This is a genomic window from Bradyrhizobium sp. STM 3557, from assembly GCF_045571465.1.
GTDB lineage: Bacteria > Pseudomonadota > Alphaproteobacteria > Rhizobiales > Xanthobacteraceae > Bradyrhizobium.
On the sequence record NZ_CP120697.1, the window covers coordinates 5449357 to 5464192 of the forward strand.

Consider the following 14836-nt stretch of genomic DNA (forward strand, 5'->3'; position numbering starts at 1 on the left):
GTCCTCATGCCAGGGGATGACGGTTGAAGGCCGAGTAACGACCGGTGACGTGATGCTCGAGCTGGCGCTCGATATCGGCGAGCAGGCTCGATGCGCCGATGCGGAACAGCTGCGGCTCCAGCCAGTCGCGCCCGAGTTCCTCCTTCATCAGGATCTGATAATTGAGCACGTCCTTGGCCGTGGATATGCCACCGGCCGGCTTGAAGCCGATCTTGAAGCCGGTGCGCTCCTGATAGTCCCGGATCATCCGCAACATCACCAGCGACACCGGCAGCGTTGCGTTGACGCCCTCCTTGCCGGTCGAGGTCTTGATGAAGTCGGCGCCCGCCATCATGCAGACCATCGAGGCCTTGGCGACGCTCCGCAGTGTCTTCAGGTCGCCGGAGGCGAGGATCGTCTTCAGATGCGCGTGGCCGCAGGCGGCACGGAAATCCTTCACCTCCTGATAGAGCGCACGCCACTCGCCGGTCAGCACATGCTCGCGGGTGATGACGATATCGATCTCCTTCGCGCCATCCTTCACCGAAGCTTCGATCTCCCTGAGCTTGACATCGTGCGGCACCAGGCCAGCGGGAAAGCCTGTGGAGACAGCCGCGACCGGAATGCCGGAGCCCTCGAGTGCCTCGACCGCGGTCGCCACGAAGCGGTGGTAAACGCAGACCGCACCCGTGTGCAGCTTGCGGCCGGCAAAGCCGAGCGCGTCGAGAAGATCCGATCGCACCGGCATCTTGGCCTTGGCGCAAAGACGCCTGACGCGCCCTGCGGTGTCATCGCCGCTGAGGGTCGTCAGGTCGATGCAGGTGATGGCCTTGAGGAGCCACGCCGCCTGCGCCTCGTTCTTCACGCTGCGCCGGCCCGGCAGGCTGGCGACCCGGCGCTCGACGGCGGAGAGGTTCACCCTGATATCGTCGACCCAATCCAGCTCCAGCGCGTGGCCCGCGTTGCGCGCGACCGCGGCGGTCTCGACGGCCGCCTGCCGCTCGCGTCCGCGCAACGGCAAGCGGGATGGCTCCGGCATCGGCGCACTCTGCGACATCGAACGCTGCCTCCGCTCAGCGGGCCGCACGGATCATTGGATGTTCGGATCGCAACATCGGCATCCTCCCGAGAGGACAGGGCAGCGGCTGAATTTGCCGCAATGCATCATGCCTCCCAACGCGAGCCATTTCCGCTGGCTCGTCTCTTTGTTAAAGTTACAACGTCTTCTTGTTGGATTTTTCACACCATGTGACGCTATTGTCAACCGGGCCGAATGCAGGGTTATTGAACAGCATGGTCGACATCCCCACCGGCGCAGCCCAGCGCGACGCGCGCGCCCAGCGCCTGCAGCGGCTGCGCCGCGCCATCGCCGAGAACGGCGCGCTGCATCTGAAGGATGCAGCCCAACTGCTGAATGTCTCGGAGATGACGGTGCGGCGCGATCTTGCTGCATCCGATGCGGCGCTGGTCTGCCTCGGCGGCCATGTCGTGAATGCGACCTCGCCAAGTGCGGCGAAGTACACGATCGAGCAGGAGATCGATCAGCACACCCAGGACAAGCGCCTCGCCTGCCGTGCGGCGGTGGCGTCATTGCAGGATGGCGACACCATCTTCATCGACTGCGGCACCACGATGCAGTCGCTCGCGGAAGTCCTCCCCGAGGGATTGCCGCTCTCCGTGATCTGCTACTCGATGAATGTCGCGGCGCTCGTGACCCGGCGTCCGGCGACGCAGGTGATGCTGATGGGCGGGCTCTATCACCCCTCCTCGCAATCCTTCTCGTCGGAGGAAGGCCTCGCCTATTTACGCAAGCTCGGCATCAACAAGGCGTTCATCTCGGCCGGCGGCGTGCACGCTGTCCGCGGGGCGAGCTGCTCGAACTTTCACGAGACCGCCATCAAGCAGGCGGCGATCGCAACCGCGGTCGAAAGCATCCTGGTGGTCGATGCCAGCAAGCTCGACAGCCTTAAGCCCGCCTTCTTCGCCGAGCTCGACGCCTTCTCCAGGATTGTCGTCGGCGGCGCCGCAACGCGCGAGCTGCGCAAGCTGTTCAAGCATCTGCCGGTGGAGTACGCGAGCCGCGAGCGATAGCAGCTCACCGCTCTGGACCGCCGGTGCCTTACGCCGAGCCTTAGCTGCGTAGCACGCAAGGTTCGCGGCTCATCGTGAGCAAATGGTGGATGATATTGGCCACGCGATGCGACGGCGGGATGATCGGATGAGGCGGTCGATCCTGCCATGATAAGCAGTTTTGGTGGGGGAGGCAGGACTCGAACCTGCGAAGCCATGAGGCGGCTGATTTACAGTTATCGCCCGATCTAGTCGAATCAATGGCTTAGCCTTGGCGATATGGGGCGGCGCAGCGCAAAGCCGGCACCCGTCTCGGTAAGCACCAGGCGACCGGAGAACGATCTGGCTCTCCGCGAATTGCGCCACGAATCCGCATCGGTCGTCTAGAAATTCGGGCTCTGCCGGAATGCCTGGACTGGCCTCTTTGCGATCGCGCCTGCACGTCATCACCCACCTTTGGATCGAGCTGACGCGTCGCCTAAGCCTGCTGTCCCGACCGGGCGAAACGCGGTTCGGCGTCGAGATCGCCGATCACCTCATCACGATGACGGTCTACCTCGGCATGGTCGAGGAGCGCGAGATGACGGCGTCGAGGATCGCCAAGGAGGTCGGCCTGCCGCGAACCACGGTGCTGCGTCGACTTGCCGCACTGGAGCGACTTGGGGACATCGAACGGCGCGGCCTGACCTGGCGCACGCCGCTTCACAAGCTAACGCAGATGGAACGCGCCGACCTCGATGCAATAGCCGCGTTGATCCGCGGGCATGCCGATGAGCTTGAGCGAATGTCGGCGTCAACCAAAGAGTAGGCGCTTATCAACAGCAGTGTCCAAAATGGACACCTTCCACGATGGCAAAGAAGTGAGGACGGTTGCAGGTTACCTGCGCGCGATTGAAGCGCCAATCACAACCAGTCAGCGTGCGCCATGGAATGCTTTTCTGCTCCCCCTGCCCTCATTGTCCCCCGCCGCCAATTCCTCCGCGCCTTCGGCCTCACCGCCGCCGGAGCGACTCTGCCAATCTCGCTGCTGCTGGCGGAGACGCCGGAGCAGCGCGTCGCCTTGCAGCTTGCCGAGCTCACCAAGGTTCTGCAGCTGCTTTACCCCGAGACACGCTTCGCCACCGCTTGGCGCCACCGCAATCCCTGCGAGGAAGGATGTGCGTCGCTGATGCCAGGCGAGATCATCGCCGTCGTGAAAGCGGCCGGGTCGTCATGATGGGAGCCGCGAAGGCAATTAGCAGACACCTTGTGGCTTGCCAGGTTCCAGTCTCTAGGAGTAGCGGCTTCCCTTTGCTGCGGAATTTCGGAATCATGCGCCATGAGTACGAAGTCTCGCGAGCGCATCTATGGAGCCTCGATCCGCGTCGCAGCGGAGCGCGCTGCCCATGCGCGCAAGGAAGCCGACAAGCTCGCCTGCATCGCCTGGACGCAGCGTATGGTCGGTTACAAGGGGCCGGCGCAGCCCGTCGCCGACGATCGGCGACGCGCTGAACGCGGGCTTCGGGTATCTGGAGGTTCACTGCCACGGCTGCGACACCAACCAGACCGTCGCCCTCGATATCATCCGCCGGCCGAAGACAACGCCGATCCACGAGCTCGAGCGCTCCATGCGCTGCAAGGATTGCTCGCGTCTGCGCGGCTATCCCTATAAGCGTAGCGCACTCGTCGCGCTGCGTTCGACCAAGATCTCGGCCAAGGATCCTCCGTCCGACTGGTGGCCGGGGGAGCGCTGAGCCGATGTGCAATCTCTATTCCATGACCAAGAACGCCGATGCGATCCGTCGGTTGTTCAGCGTCGACCCGAGCCACGACCGCACCGGCAACCTGCCTTCCCTGCCCGGCATCTTCCCGGACTACCCGGCGCCGATCGTGCGTAATGGCGAGGACGGCCGCGAGCTGGTGATGGCCCGCTGGGGCATGCCATCGTCGCAGACGGCGCTGATGGACGCGACCAGGAAGCGGGTGCAAAAGCTCGAGGCCAAAGGCAAGCCGGTCGATTTCAAGGAGCTGCTGCGCCTCGAGCCCGACAGCGGCACCACCAACATTCGCAACGTCAGCAGCGCGCATTGGAAGCGTTGGCTCGACCCCGCCAATCGCTGCCTGGTCCCGTTCACCTCATTCAGCGAATATGACACGATCGAGGGCAAGAAGGTGCCGATCTGGTTTGCCGCCGGCGACGATCGTCCGCTACTCGCCTTTGCCGGCCTGTGGACGCCTTGGACTTCTGTTCGCAAGGCGAAGGAAGGTGAGGTCTCGATCGACGTCTATGGCTTCCTGACCACCGAGCCGAACGCGATCGTCGCGCCGATCCACCCGAAGGCCGTGCCGGTGATCCTCACGACCGCGGAAGAGTACGACGTCTGGATGCGTGCGCCATGGGATGAAGCGAAGGCGTTACAGCGGCCGCTGCCGGATGACGCTCTCAAGATCGTTGCGCGCGGCGAAAAAGAAGATCCAGCGGTGAACTGACCGACGCGGCTTTGCAGGTGTAACGAGACGCCGACGTCGGATGCGGTCGAGGCGGCTCTCGACCAAAAGCTGCCCTTCCAATTCGTCGATGGTCTCCTCGATCACGTCCGCACCAATCAGCGGTTATCATATGAGATTGTCGGAACAAAGCGGTTTCGGGACACTTCGGCAACCAGGGTATGCATGCTTTCTTTTTGGGGCCCCAATGCCGTCCACCATTGAACCACTCGTTTCTGCTCATGTACGTATGAAGAACCGGCGAGCGCTAGAGAATATGAGAGAACTTCGGCGCCAGTTGCTGGAAAAACACTCCGCGGCCAGCATCGATCCACGCCACGCTCTAAAACACATCTATGATGATCTGCGAGCGATCGAAGAGGGATTGAAGCAACTTCGTTAGGACTTTGCCTCCGATGACCAACAAAATCCAACCATCGCGGGCCTTACCGAAGGCCTGGATTCAATCACGAGACAGGTCTTTGGTTCGACGGCGAGGCATCGCACCGTAGTGGCCGCACGGGCACGTAAAAAGTCGACGGATGCCTCCAGCCCAACCGCAGCGCTAATGCTGCGCAGCCATCACCCCGGCTGCGGCACCTAAACCTTTTTCAGAAGGAACAATCTGGAGAGAGCTGCCTCAACGCCATTTCCGCGATGGCTGCGGCATCATTAGCTCCGCTTGCGCCGATCTCGATGACCTTCCGCGCAACGATCTCGCAAACTGGATCGTTGCGGTCCACCAAACTCCAACTTACGAAGGACGTGGCTAAACGCCAACTCAAGAACGTGCCGCTGTTCTAGCGTGAAGTTGCTTTGGTCCAGCAGGCGCTTGATCGGCATGTTGTGCTCCTTTTTGGAGAAGCGGGAGCGGTCTCTCAGGCGCCGATAGGGCCGTCTGGGCGGCGGTGATGGAAAAATGATGCATCGGGAAAAAGTGGCAGTCAATTGGAGTGCCGCGCCAACAAAGCCAAAAATTGCGGCTTTGCAATGCGGACGACGCATGATCGTTGGCGGCTGGGGGACGATTTCGGTCGGGGCCGTGAGCTGTTGGGCCTGGAGAGGGAACGAAAATGCCCAGGCCGTATCAATAGGAACGTCTGCTTGAGCTCTGCATCTCAAGTAAATGCCCGAAGACACCGTTAGAACAACTCCAAGCCCTCTAACCTGCGAGTGCTGTGGGACGTCGGCGCGGCTGGCGGTCACTCCGATCTTCGATCCCAAAGCGAACCGGCAGGTGCGGGTCTATGCCTGCAGCGACTGCGGCCACCTGACCTGGGCCGAGCGGCAGGACGCGCCGCTCTAATCTGTGTTAAACGCTCGGAGGCAGTTGAGCCCGGAGTTCTTCGGGATGGCTGTCAATCTGCAAGAGTGGATCGAACAACACGTCGAGCCCGTGCGTGAGCGCACCCGACGCGGCGCCGAGCACACAAAAAAGATGCTGTAACGGTCGTATGAGCGACTTCAGGTGTCGGAGGCGCTCCTGCGTATCCCGTTGCCGAGAGTTTGGCATCCACAGCGACCAAAATCGCGGACGGATAACTACACCACTTAGGAACGAATTGATCGGTGGAGCGTCGCCAGCTCGCCCCGACCACATAAGGGGCAGTCGCCCTTAACGCCGTGCATCATACCCTGCGTGCACGGGTTTCTTTGTGCGCCGATCCGAAGGAACTAAGCCGCAGATCACGTCAGCAGCGGTGATGTCCGCCGACAGGAACGAATTGCAGGTCTACTGTTTGAAATACTGGTCTGTGGCTGGATAGCTCGACTCCAGCTTCCTGCCATCCACCCGGGACGGCCCGTCGTCGGATGCGCGCGTCTGGTGATGGGCCGGCTCTCGCTGGGCCGAGCGGCGCGCTGGCGACTTAGAGAACGCCTGGCAGTGGAAGCATGAGAGCGGCACATATCACGCTTAACGCCCTCGGGCACAGACCTTCGTTGATCGCCACGCCGTAGGAACTAAACTAAATCCGAAGCGTCTGCTTACTGCCCCGCCCCCACGGGGCAGCGCGCGCGTAAGGCCCTGTGCGGTCCCCTGCCCCCAGCATCCGCACGGGGCCGATCGTCGCAACAGCAAATGTCTCGAAATGCGCCGCCTGCAAGCAGCCGCCCCGAACTGAAAAAACGTCAGCTTTGCGGCTATAAGTGGTAGCCAATGTGTTCTCACAAGCTCCAACAACTAATTTAGAAGCATCCTACTTTCCGTTCCTGTGGCCTCGGGTTTAGAGGGGTGTCATTACCGCGCGGCTATGGGCGTCCATCGGTGACAGAGAGACGCTACTGCGCTCCCGCCTGCTCGGAGTAAGCCCATGCCAGTCGATACCGGGGAAACAATTATTCCACTGTCAAGTGCACCAAGCATCAAGTGCGATCGTTGTGGCGCTCAGCCGAAGCTCTTAACGAGGATGCTAGACCCCCGACAGGGGACCATTCTTCGCATATACATGTGCGCGTGTGGCGAGCAAACGTGGACCGCGAGCCGAGAGTAAGGCCGCCTCCCTTGGCTCTGTTTTCTAGGGTGCATTGTTGGCGCCCCTTTCGGCCAAGTGATGAGAGCGGCACCTATTACCGCCTCACGGACCGGGCAAAGACCTGTTCGCTTGGCTGGGCGCGTTAGGAACGAATGTAATCGCGCGACGTCAGCCTTCTGCCCCGTGCAACCAGGGGACAAACAGCGTTGAACTAGGCCCCGCGCGTTGCGCGGGGCCGATTTTCAGAGCGCGTCGATGAAGCGCATCCGCCCTAAGCAACTACCAATGCGCCCTGATGGCTGCCCGATGACGGATGATGACTTCCGCACGCTGCACGACAAGATCACCGAGTTCGACAACATTGAATGGATCGAGGGCAACACGCGCGAGATCGTCGAACGGTTCATGCCTGACCTCGCCGACAGGTTGCCGGATAGGACGACCGAAACCTTTGATCAGGCTTTCGGGCGGATCCGCGCCGCAGCGGTGCGCAAGGTCACCAAGCGCCGCAAACCACTCGAGCCCAGGCGCTAGAGCAGATTCGATTCGCAATTCGCAGCACAGCTGATTAGTTTCTTATGATTAGTATTGTGCGGAGTAATTGCGTATGGGCTCACCTTCGATTGTGCCCGAGACCTCGGAGCGCGACATCTATCTTGTGCTGGACGATTTCGGCGAGCTAGGCCGCGCCTGGTGCGAGGCGGCAGAGCAAGATACCGAGCGCGCGGTTCTGATGCGGCACTTGATGGAGGGGCAATATGGTAATCCGGTCCGCATCGTCGCCTTCAACATCACTGCCGGCTGGTCGCGCGACGTGACCGAGGAGATCGCCCGTGAGCTGCGGCAGCGCTGCGGCGGTCGAGACGACGTACCGGAGTCTTTGCAGGCATTCCTGCAAGGTCATGGCCGATAGGACCGCCCGACGGCTAAGATGGAGGAGGTGCCGGACGCTACCCCAGGCACCGTACGTAGAGCGGCCGGAAGGCTGACCTATCGCGAAGGCCGCCTCAGCTGCGCCACTGCGGCACTTAGATCGGGTTTTCCTCGAACAGTCGCACGACCATCATCGAGTCTAGATATGCCCTCACTCTATCTATGGTGTTGCCAGCAAAATGGACCACCCAGCAGTATCTGTTATCGAACCTGAATCCGTTCCTCGCCGTCGCCAAGGAATGGAGTTCCACGACGGCTTGATCATCCTTCACGAGCAAATGCTCAACGATGAGTTGAGCCCCATTGGGTAGAACCTCTCCGAGCTTCGCAAACGTGCCGGCGAGGAAATCAGATTTCGACTTGTAGTGACCAGCCAGCGGATGCGTCCCTTCGACGATCCAGTCGACCTTATCGTCTACGTGATCGAAAAAGCTCGCCCCGTCCCCGCGCTCCAGACCCTTGAAAATTTTTTGGACGTACTCTTCGGTGATCATGTTCATCTCCTTCTGGTTTCGAGAGCGTGGCGCTCATCATCAGCCCTTTCTTTCAAGCGCGCGGCTACACCATGGGATCTACCCCAATCGCTTTGAGCATTATTTTAAACCTGCACGGGTCTTTGTGTTTCGCACGTCCGCTTAAGCCTCGCAGCACGGCGGATCGGGCCCGCCGATCTTTACGAAATCGGCATAGAACTAGCCTGCAATTCGGAACAACGATTGCAGCCCGATGCCGGCTGCCGCGAGCGACAAAAACATCAGCTAATACCCGGTCGCGTCATGTGCACCCCCACGGATCAACCCAAGAGCGTCTGCTGATAGGCACGCCGTGCAATTGCATATATTAGGCTTCGCGATTCGCTTTTTCCGCACTTAGATCAGGATGACCGAGGAAAGTTGCCAGACATAAGAGCCTTCGCCGCTGTTCATGCGAAAGGTGCTCGTAGGCGGTCCCCATTGCATCACCAAGGTATCGACATTCTTGCCGATGTACTCCTGTCCAAGCCTAGCTCGAACCTTCGGCGCGGGAAGCAGCGCACCAGCCCAATGTGGCGCAAAGCCCAACACGCGCATCGTTTCCTCCAGCCCAGCACCACTCAAGTGTAACTACAGCGCCAGCGCAATACCTTAGGTAGGTGCACGGCGAGGAGGATGCTCTCCACGGGACGGAACGAATCACTCGCGAATGACTCGAATCGCTTGTTTGCGTGGAGTCCTTTTCCAGTGGCGTTTCAACGGCGTAAGTTCGTAGCGACCGGCATCAAATTACCTTACCCAGGCTTCATTGCGCCCGCCCTCGCTACCTCGGTCGAGCGGGTGCCGTCGGGAGAGCGCTGGATTCACGAGATCAAGTTCGACGGCTACCGCGTGCAAGTTCATCTGCACAACCGCGAGATCAAGATCTTCACCCGCCGCGGTCACGATTGGACGCACCGCTTTCGCAAGATCGCCCACGACGCAATGGACATCAACGCGAGCTCAGCGATTATCGACGGTGAGGTCGTGGTGCCGCAAGCAAACGGTGCGACCGACTTCTCTGTGCTCCAGAACGAGCTGAAAGGCCGCTCCGACAAGATCGTGCTCGTCGCCTTTGACCTGTTTTATCTCAAAGGCCGGGACCTGCGCCAGCTGCCCCTGTTCGAGCGCAAGGCGCTTCTCGAAAAGCTGATCGCCGACACCCCCGTCCAGTTCAGCGAGAGCTTCGCGATCGACGGGCGTGAGATGTTCGCTCATGCCTGCAAGGTCGGGCTCGAGGGCGTCGTCTCGAAGGTCCATGACAGCCTCTATCCGACCGGCCGAACGAGCGACTGGGTCAAGAAGACCTGCGCGCAACGCGAGACCCTGCCGATCGCCGGCTTCGCCCTCGACGGCAAGGAATGGGACGGCATCTATGTCGGCCGCTACCAGGGCGACAAGCTGGTTTATGCCGGCAAGGTCGATCACGGCTTCGATCGCGCCTCGGCGGACGAGCTGCGCCAGCGGCTGACGCCGCTGATCCGCAAGACGCAGCCGTACGCCAAGCGCATCGCCCATCGGGGCATCTGGGTCGAGCCGAAGCTGTCGGCCGAGATCGAATACCGCACCAAATCGGCTGAGGGAAAGGTGCGGCACCCGTTCTACAAGGGACTGAGGGAGGACCTGTGATGACGAAATATCGCCTACGATCGATGAAGCAAGCCTTTGCGATGAGCGTCGATGATCTGCGTGCGCGGCTTTATCGGAGCGTGCCGCGCAATGAGCAGCAGCCCGACCTGCCGCCGCTGCCGCCCGGCGAGCGCCCGCAGGATCCCGATCTCGATGGCCACGACATGCGGTTCGAAGGCTACAGGATCGAGACCCTTGAGCAAGGCGGCGAATACCCCGACACAATGCCACAGGCCATCGCTGTAACCGATGCAGAAGGGCGGCAAGCCATCTACGTTCCGCTGTCGAGAAACGGAAAGGTGGTTCGCACCTCACCTCTGATTGAGGCGTTGAAACACGCCCCAGAGCGATAGCGATGTCACCCGTGATGGAATGAAGACGTACCGCAGCGGCACGGTGATCGTCGAAGCTGTCCAGATCACGGATGATACCTTCGACGCGCCTCACCCAAACCCCGAGCTCGTCATTGGCGTGATCTACGACCCGATCCAGCGCAACGCGCGGATCGAGACCAAGACGGGAACACAGATCGCGAACATTGGCGATTGGATCGTCAAGGCACCCAGCGGCCGGCTCTACTGCTTGGGCTCGGATGCTTTCGCGACATTCTTCAAGCCCGTTGCCGACACGTGAACGTGAGCTGACAGTCACGCGCTCGGATCGACCAAAATTGTGGAGTCAACGCTCAGAGTAGCAAGGGATGATCCTCAACCGCTGCTACGGGATGCACGGAGGCAGGTGCGGTGACAACAATCTCAGGCACGTCGCTCGGCTTTCCGCCCGCGACCGTGTACTGCGTCATTACTTGCTCGATCGCAAAGCGGCCGAAGATCTCGCGCGTCTGCGGGACGTCATTGACCAAAAGCATGAACGGTCCCGAGATGCGGGACAACCGGAGCGCCAGGCGACTAAAATCAGTCCGCGAGAACACGCCGAGACCGTAGTCCATCTCCGAGCCCCAATAAGGCGGATCGAGATAGAACAACGTGCCGCGCGAGTCATAGCGATCGATGAACTCCGCCCAGGGTAGGCATTCGATCGTGACTCCCGCCAGGCGATCGTGGATTTCCTCGAGCAGCGGCCCCAGTCTTGTCACGTCGAAGCGCGAGCCACCCCCGGTTTGGACTCCGAAACTGCGTCGCGCCACCTTGCCTCCGAATGCGCCGCTGCAGGTAGAGGAAGCGCGCCGCCCGCTCGAGATCGGTGAGCGTGTCCGGATTGGCTGCCGCCGCCCGCTCGGTCGAGGTTGGAATAACTTGCGGCCGCATTCTTCCGGATGGGCGCCGAACGTATTCTGTGAGGAATAGTTATGGGGATGAAGCCGCAGATGTGCACACATCGCAACTCGCAAGGGGAAATGCTGGAGCGGGACTCTGCAGATCAATGTCGCAATACCCGAATCTCGCACGGCGACGTTTCCTGACGCTTGCTACAGCTGGATTTGCGACGCTCGCAGGGCACGGGGCGGCCCACGCCCAGCTTTCGCAGCAGGCCACCGCCAAACGCAGAACCCGCAATGCTTTCTCCGCCGGAGCCCCCGTACCGATCGACGTCAACGCCCGACCGTTGCCGTCATTCGATTTGCGCGATCGCAGCCGCATACGCTTCGGCAAGTTGGAGTACCGCAGCGGACTGGTGCTGACCTCGAGCTTTCCGGGTTTCGGCGGCCTCTCGGCTTTTCGCTTCCTTGAGCCGAATGGCGAGCGCTTCATCTCCGTCAGCGATCAGGGCGCCTGGTTCACCGGCCGCATCGTCTATTCCGGGCGCGCCATGGCGGGGCTCGCGGAAGTCGAGGCCGCGCCGCTGCTGTTCATGGATGGCAAGCCGATCACCGAGCACGGCTGGTACGATTCCGAATCGCTCGCGATCGACGGCGACATCGCCTATGTCGGGCTCGAGCGCGTCAATCAGGTGATGCGCTTCGACTTCTCGAAAGGATTCATCCGCGCGCGCGGCGAGGTGGTGCCATTGCCGGCTGTCGCGGAGCAATTGCCTGACAACCAGGGACTCGAGGCGCTGGTGATGGTGCCGAAAGGCCTGCCGCTGGCGGGCACGCTGATTGCGCTCTCCGAGCGCGGGCTCAATGCCGACGGCAACCTGATCGCGTTTCTGGTTGGCGGCCCATCGCCGGGGCAGTTCAGCGTCCGCCGCACGGACAATTTCGACATCAGCGATGCGGTGATTCTGCCCCCGGGCGATCTGCTCGTACTGGAACGGAAATCCTCGCTGTTCTCCGGGGTCGGCATCCGCATCCGGCGGATTGCACTTGCCTCGATCACGCCGGGCGCGCTGGTCGATGGCGCTGCGATCTTCAATGCCGGTCTCGGCCAGGAGATCGACAACATGGAAGGCATCGATGCCCACGTCACGCCGGAAGGCGACACCGTGCTGTCGATGCTGTCCGACGACAATTTCTCGATGATTCAGCGCACGCTGCTGCTGCAGTTCACGCTGGTGGAGTGATCTTGAAGCCCGTCATGCTGCTGACGATTGGAGACATCGTTAGCAACAAGTCCTTCTATAGCACACTGCCGCGACATCTGCCATTCCTGCCAACCAAGCAGCGCAGCCGATCAGCTGCTGTGATGCCGATCGCCAGACCCCGTGCGCTTCAGCTGGCCGTGCGCGGCCGCGTCGTCGCCTAACAGTGCAAATGCCTCGATCATGATCCACCGCTTTTGAGAGCCAACGCAGCCTTAAACCCGAGCCAGGCGGCGCCGACCAGGCCGGTCACGATCGTCGTCACCACGATGCGAAAGGTGATGCTCTGCGCCTGCTCTACACTCTTGCGCCATTTGCGCAGGTGCTCGAAATCCCGTCGCAGCTGCGGCACCAGCTCGCGCGTAACGCTGTCGATCGAGATCTTGCGGGACGGCGGCTGGCCTTCGCGCTGCTCCGGATAGTCGGCCTGGAACGGACAGGCGATAAAGGTCACCATGCTGCCGGCGTCACGCGGCGCGCCGGCCTCGACCCCGAACGTCATATCGTCGCCGACATTGGCGACGACGCCCGCGGCCTGCGCGAACGACGGATGCCAGACCTCGAGCGTGTGATAGATCCGCGCGCTCGGCGGACAGGAGGCATACGCCTCCAGGAGAGCTTCATTGTGGGTTGGAATGACTATCGCGCCCCAGAGCGGGCCAGATTCTCAGGAAAACTTAAGGGTACTCGACCACTAGCGAGACGACGTCCGTTTTGGGTAAGATTCCGTTGAAAAAGTCGGCAGTTGCGACGCAGAGATATCGATGATTCAGTCTGTCTAATTGGGCAGGACTGAAGATCATGATGGGGCATCGGCAAGTCGAACAGGCTGCGTTGTTCTATGAGTTCTCGCTAGAAAGGCACATCCCAGCCGACCACCTCCTGCGGTCGATCGATAGGTTCGTCGACCTGGAGGACCTGCGACGGGAGTTGGCACCGTTCTACAGCAACATCGGGCGGCCCTCGATCGATCCGGAGCTGATGATCAGGATGCTCCTGATCGGCTATTGCTTCGGCATCCGATCGGAACGGCGGCTCTGTGACGAAGTCCACCTCAATCTGGCATACCGCTGGTTTTGCCGTCTGGGTCTGGACGGGACTGTCCCTGATCACTCGACGTTCTCGAAGAACAGGCACGGCCGCTTCCGTGAGAGCGATCTCTTCCGCCGCGTGTTCGAGGCCGTCTTGCGCCGGTGCATCCGGGAGCGCCTGGTCGGCGGCGAAGGATCGCGGTCGACGCGAGCCTGATCAAGGCGGATGCCAATCGGCAGAAGGGCATCGAAGGCGACAAGGGGCTTCCACCGGAGGCTGCCAGCCGAGCGATCGATGAATATCTTGCTGTTCTTGATGATGCCGCGTTCGGCGCCGCGACGGAGGTCACGCCCAAGTTTGTGTCGCCCTCCGACCCAGCGGCACGCTGGACGGGAGCGCACGGCGGCCAAGCCTTCTTCGCCTACTCGACGAACTATCTGGTCGACGTCGAGAATGCGATCATCGTCGATGTCGAGGCGACCACGGCGATCCGCCAAGCAGAAGTGTTGGCCGCCAAGCGCATGATTGAGCGTTCACTCGAAAGGTTCGATCTTTATCCAAGCCGGCTTCTCGGCGACAGTGCCTATGGCTCCGCTGAGATGCTCGGGTGGTTGGTCTACCAGCAGGGGATCGAGCCGCACGTGACCGTCTTCGACAAGTCGGCCCGCACCGACGGGACTTTCTCGCGCGAGGCCTTCACCTACGACTATGCTGCGGACGTCTATCGCTGCCCCGATGGCAAAACCCTCACCACCACAGGGAGGCCGGTGAACGACCATAGGACGATCCTCTACCGCGCGAGCAAGCACGATTGTCAAGCATGCTCTCTGAAAAGCAGGTGTTGCCCCAACACCCCGGCCCGGAAAGTTCCACGCTCGATCTACGAGGGCGCTCGCGACATGGCGCGCGAGATCGCAAGCTCATGGGAAGGCCGCACTTCACGCCGGCTCCGGAAGAAGATCGAGATGCTGTTCGCGCATCTCAAGCGCATTCTCAAGCTGGATCGGTTGAGACTAAGAGGGCCGAACGGCGCACGTGACGAGTTCACCCTCGCGGCCACCGCTCAGAACCTTCGTAAGATGGCCAAGCTGATCCCGATGCCTGCACCGACGCCCGCGTGACCCCACCAAGCCAATTCGTCCGCGAACAGCGGACGTTCACGACGAAACTACTGCCGACTTTTTCAACGGAATCGGTAAGTGAGCCGACCTGCCGGCGCATCGGCATTTTGGTCCGCCTTGGGCCAAGAGCGAAAGGGAC

17 protein-coding genes and 2 pseudogenes are annotated in these 14836 nt (G+C 61.2%); 14 read left to right on the forward strand and 5 right to left on the reverse strand.

Annotated elements, in window-relative coordinates; translation table 11 throughout:
* Positions 1 to 4 precede the first annotated feature (4 nt).
* On the reverse strand, positions 5 to 1018 hold the full coding sequence (deoC, locus tag P6U24_RS25000) for a deoxyribose-phosphate aldolase (RefSeq protein ID WP_407160574.1): 1014 nt from the start codon (positions 1016 to 1018) through the stop codon (positions 5 to 7).
* Between the two features lie 254 nt (positions 1019 to 1272).
* Here deoC and P6U24_RS25005 point away from each other — a divergent pair, with 254 nt between their 5' ends.
* From P6U24_RS25005 to P6U24_RS25040, 8 genes and pseudogenes are all read left to right on the forward strand, one after another.
* Positions 1273 to 2070: a DeoR/GlpR family DNA-binding transcription regulator gene (locus P6U24_RS25005; protein WP_407155137.1), complete on the forward strand. Its 798-nt coding sequence runs from the start codon at positions 1273 to 1275 to the stop codon at positions 2068 to 2070.
* A gap of 385 nt (positions 2071 to 2455) precedes the next feature.
* Positions 2456 to 2857 carry a helix-turn-helix domain-containing protein gene (locus P6U24_RS25010; protein WP_407155138.1) on the forward strand — a complete coding sequence of 134 codons (402 nt, stop codon included), beginning with the start codon at positions 2456 to 2458 and terminating at the stop codon, positions 2855 to 2857.
* Positions 2858 to 2974: 117 nt separating this feature from the next.
* Positions 2975 to 3265, forward strand: coding sequence for a hypothetical protein (locus tag P6U24_RS25015; protein ID WP_407155139.1), 291 nt, complete (start codon positions 2975 to 2977; stop codon positions 3263 to 3265).
* A gap of 102 nt (positions 3266 to 3367) precedes the next feature.
* A pseudogene (locus tag P6U24_RS25020) lies at positions 3368 to 3782 on the forward strand (hypothetical protein).
* 4 nt (positions 3783 to 3786) lie between these two features.
* Positions 3787 to 4518, forward strand: a complete 732-nt coding sequence (locus tag P6U24_RS25025) for an SOS response-associated peptidase (protein WP_407155140.1) — start codon at positions 3787 to 3789, stop codon at positions 4516 to 4518.
* A 1123-nt stretch (positions 4519 to 5641) separates the two neighbouring features.
* A complete protein-coding gene (locus P6U24_RS25030; RefSeq protein WP_407155141.1) occupies positions 5642 to 5821 on the forward strand; it encodes a hypothetical protein in 180 nt (59 codons plus the stop codon).
* Positions 5822 to 7244: 1423 nt separating this feature from the next.
* Complete coding sequence (locus tag P6U24_RS25035) at positions 7245 to 7523, forward strand: hypothetical protein (protein ID WP_407155142.1); 279 nt, start codon at positions 7245 to 7247, stop codon at positions 7521 to 7523.
* Positions 7524 to 7596: 73 nt separating this feature from the next.
* Positions 7597 to 7902, forward strand: coding sequence for a hypothetical protein (locus P6U24_RS25040; protein ID WP_407155143.1), 306 nt, complete (start codon positions 7597 to 7599; stop codon positions 7900 to 7902).
* A 115-nt stretch (positions 7903 to 8017) separates the two neighbouring features.
* Here the strand turns inward: P6U24_RS25040 and P6U24_RS25045 are convergent, their stop codons facing one another.
* Together P6U24_RS25045 and P6U24_RS25050 are read right to left on the reverse strand one after the other, a co-directional pair.
* The gene (locus P6U24_RS25045) at positions 8018 to 8416 is read right to left on the reverse strand and encodes a nuclear transport factor 2 family protein (protein ID WP_407155144.1); all 399 of its coding nucleotides are present in this window, start codon (positions 8414 to 8416) and stop codon (positions 8018 to 8020) included.
* 375 nt (positions 8417 to 8791) lie between these two features.
* Entirely contained in the window at positions 8792 to 8992 is a 201-nt protein-coding gene (locus tag P6U24_RS25050) for a hypothetical protein (protein ID WP_407155145.1), read from the reverse strand.
* Between the two features lie 150 nt (positions 8993 to 9142).
* Here P6U24_RS25050 and ligD point away from each other — a divergent pair, with 150 nt between their 5' ends.
* From ligD to P6U24_RS25065, 3 genes are read left to right on the forward strand one after another with little or no spacing between them, the layout of a single operon-like run.
* Positions 9143 to 10063, forward strand: coding sequence for a non-homologous end-joining DNA ligase (gene ligD, locus P6U24_RS25055; protein WP_407155146.1), 921 nt, complete (start codon positions 9143 to 9145; stop codon positions 10061 to 10063).
* On the forward strand, positions 10063 to 10416 hold the full coding sequence (locus P6U24_RS25060; protein WP_407155147.1) for a hypothetical protein: 354 nt from the start codon (positions 10063 to 10065) through the stop codon (positions 10414 to 10416). The genes ligD and P6U24_RS25060 overlap by 1 nt, the downstream gene beginning before the upstream one ends.
* Positions 10417 to 10435: 19 nt before the next feature.
* A complete protein-coding gene (locus P6U24_RS25065) occupies positions 10436 to 10696 on the forward strand; it encodes a hypothetical protein (RefSeq protein WP_407155148.1) in 261 nt (86 codons plus the stop codon).
* A 52-nt stretch (positions 10697 to 10748) separates the two neighbouring features.
* On the opposite strand, the gene P6U24_RS25070 is transcribed toward P6U24_RS25065, so the two are convergent.
* The gene (locus P6U24_RS25070; protein ID WP_407155149.1) at positions 10749 to 11210 is read right to left on the reverse strand and encodes a DNA adenine methylase; all 462 of its coding nucleotides are present in this window, start codon (positions 11208 to 11210) and stop codon (positions 10749 to 10751) included.
* Positions 11211 to 11446: 236 nt separating this feature from the next.
* On the opposite strand from P6U24_RS25070, the gene P6U24_RS25075 reads away from it, so the two are divergent.
* Together P6U24_RS25075 and P6U24_RS25080 are read left to right on the forward strand one after the other, a co-directional pair.
* A complete protein-coding gene (locus P6U24_RS25075; protein WP_407155150.1) occupies positions 11447 to 12526 on the forward strand; it encodes an esterase-like activity of phytase family protein in 1080 nt (359 codons plus the stop codon).
* Positions 12527 to 12540: 14 nt separating this feature from the next.
* Complete coding sequence (locus P6U24_RS25080; protein ID WP_407155151.1) at positions 12541 to 12708, forward strand: hypothetical protein; 168 nt, start codon at positions 12541 to 12543, stop codon at positions 12706 to 12708.
* Positions 12709 to 12725: 17 nt separating this feature from the next.
* Here the strand turns inward: P6U24_RS25080 and P6U24_RS25085 are convergent, their stop codons facing one another.
* Positions 12726 to 13187 carry a DUF1833 family protein gene (locus P6U24_RS25085; protein WP_407160575.1) on the reverse strand — a complete coding sequence of 154 codons (462 nt, stop codon included), beginning with the start codon at positions 13185 to 13187 and terminating at the stop codon, positions 12726 to 12728.
* Positions 13188 to 13345: 158 nt separating this feature from the next.
* Between P6U24_RS25085 and P6U24_RS25090 the strand changes: the two are divergent.
* A pseudogene (locus tag P6U24_RS25090) lies at positions 13346 to 14697 on the forward strand (transposase).
* Positions 14698 to 14836 lie beyond the last annotated feature (139 nt).

What these genes read in the sequence shown, in the direction of transcription:
- deoC (WP_407160574.1), bottom strand. Translation starts at nt 1,018, where the DNA reads ATGCCGGAGCCATCCCGCTTGCCGTTGCGCGGACGCGAGCGGCAGGCG.
- P6U24_RS25005 (WP_407155137.1), top strand. Translation starts at nt 1,273, where the DNA reads ATGGTCGACATCCCCACCGGCGCAGCCCAGCGCGACGCGCGCGCCCAG.
- P6U24_RS25010 (WP_407155138.1), top strand. Translation starts at nt 2,456, where the DNA reads ATGCCTGGACTGGCCTCTTTGCGATCGCGCCTGCACGTCATCACCCAC.
- P6U24_RS25015 (WP_407155139.1), top strand. Translation starts at nt 2,975, where the DNA reads ATGGAATGCTTTTCTGCTCCCCCTGCCCTCATTGTCCCCCGCCGCCAA.
- P6U24_RS25025 (WP_407155140.1), top strand. Translation starts at nt 3,787, where the DNA reads ATGTGCAATCTCTATTCCATGACCAAGAACGCCGATGCGATCCGTCGG.
- P6U24_RS25030 (WP_407155141.1), top strand. Translation starts at nt 5,642, where the DNA reads ATGCCCGAAGACACCGTTAGAACAACTCCAAGCCCTCTAACCTGCGAG.
- P6U24_RS25035 (WP_407155142.1), top strand. Translation starts at nt 7,245, where the DNA reads ATGAAGCGCATCCGCCCTAAGCAACTACCAATGCGCCCTGATGGCTGC.
- P6U24_RS25040 (WP_407155143.1), top strand. Translation starts at nt 7,597, where the DNA reads ATGGGCTCACCTTCGATTGTGCCCGAGACCTCGGAGCGCGACATCTAT.
- P6U24_RS25045 (WP_407155144.1), bottom strand. Translation starts at nt 8,416, where the DNA reads ATGATCACCGAAGAGTACGTCCAAAAAATTTTCAAGGGTCTGGAGCGC.
- P6U24_RS25050 (WP_407155145.1), bottom strand. Translation starts at nt 8,992, where the DNA reads ATGCGCGTGTTGGGCTTTGCGCCACATTGGGCTGGTGCGCTGCTTCCC.
- P6U24_RS25060 (WP_407155147.1), top strand. Translation starts at nt 10,063, where the DNA reads ATGACGAAATATCGCCTACGATCGATGAAGCAAGCCTTTGCGATGAGC.
- P6U24_RS25065 (WP_407155148.1), top strand. Translation starts at nt 10,436, where the DNA reads ATGAAGACGTACCGCAGCGGCACGGTGATCGTCGAAGCTGTCCAGATC.
- P6U24_RS25075 (WP_407155150.1), top strand. Translation starts at nt 11,447, where the DNA reads ATGTCGCAATACCCGAATCTCGCACGGCGACGTTTCCTGACGCTTGCT.
- P6U24_RS25080 (WP_407155151.1), top strand. Translation starts at nt 12,541, where the DNA reads ATGCTGCTGACGATTGGAGACATCGTTAGCAACAAGTCCTTCTATAGC.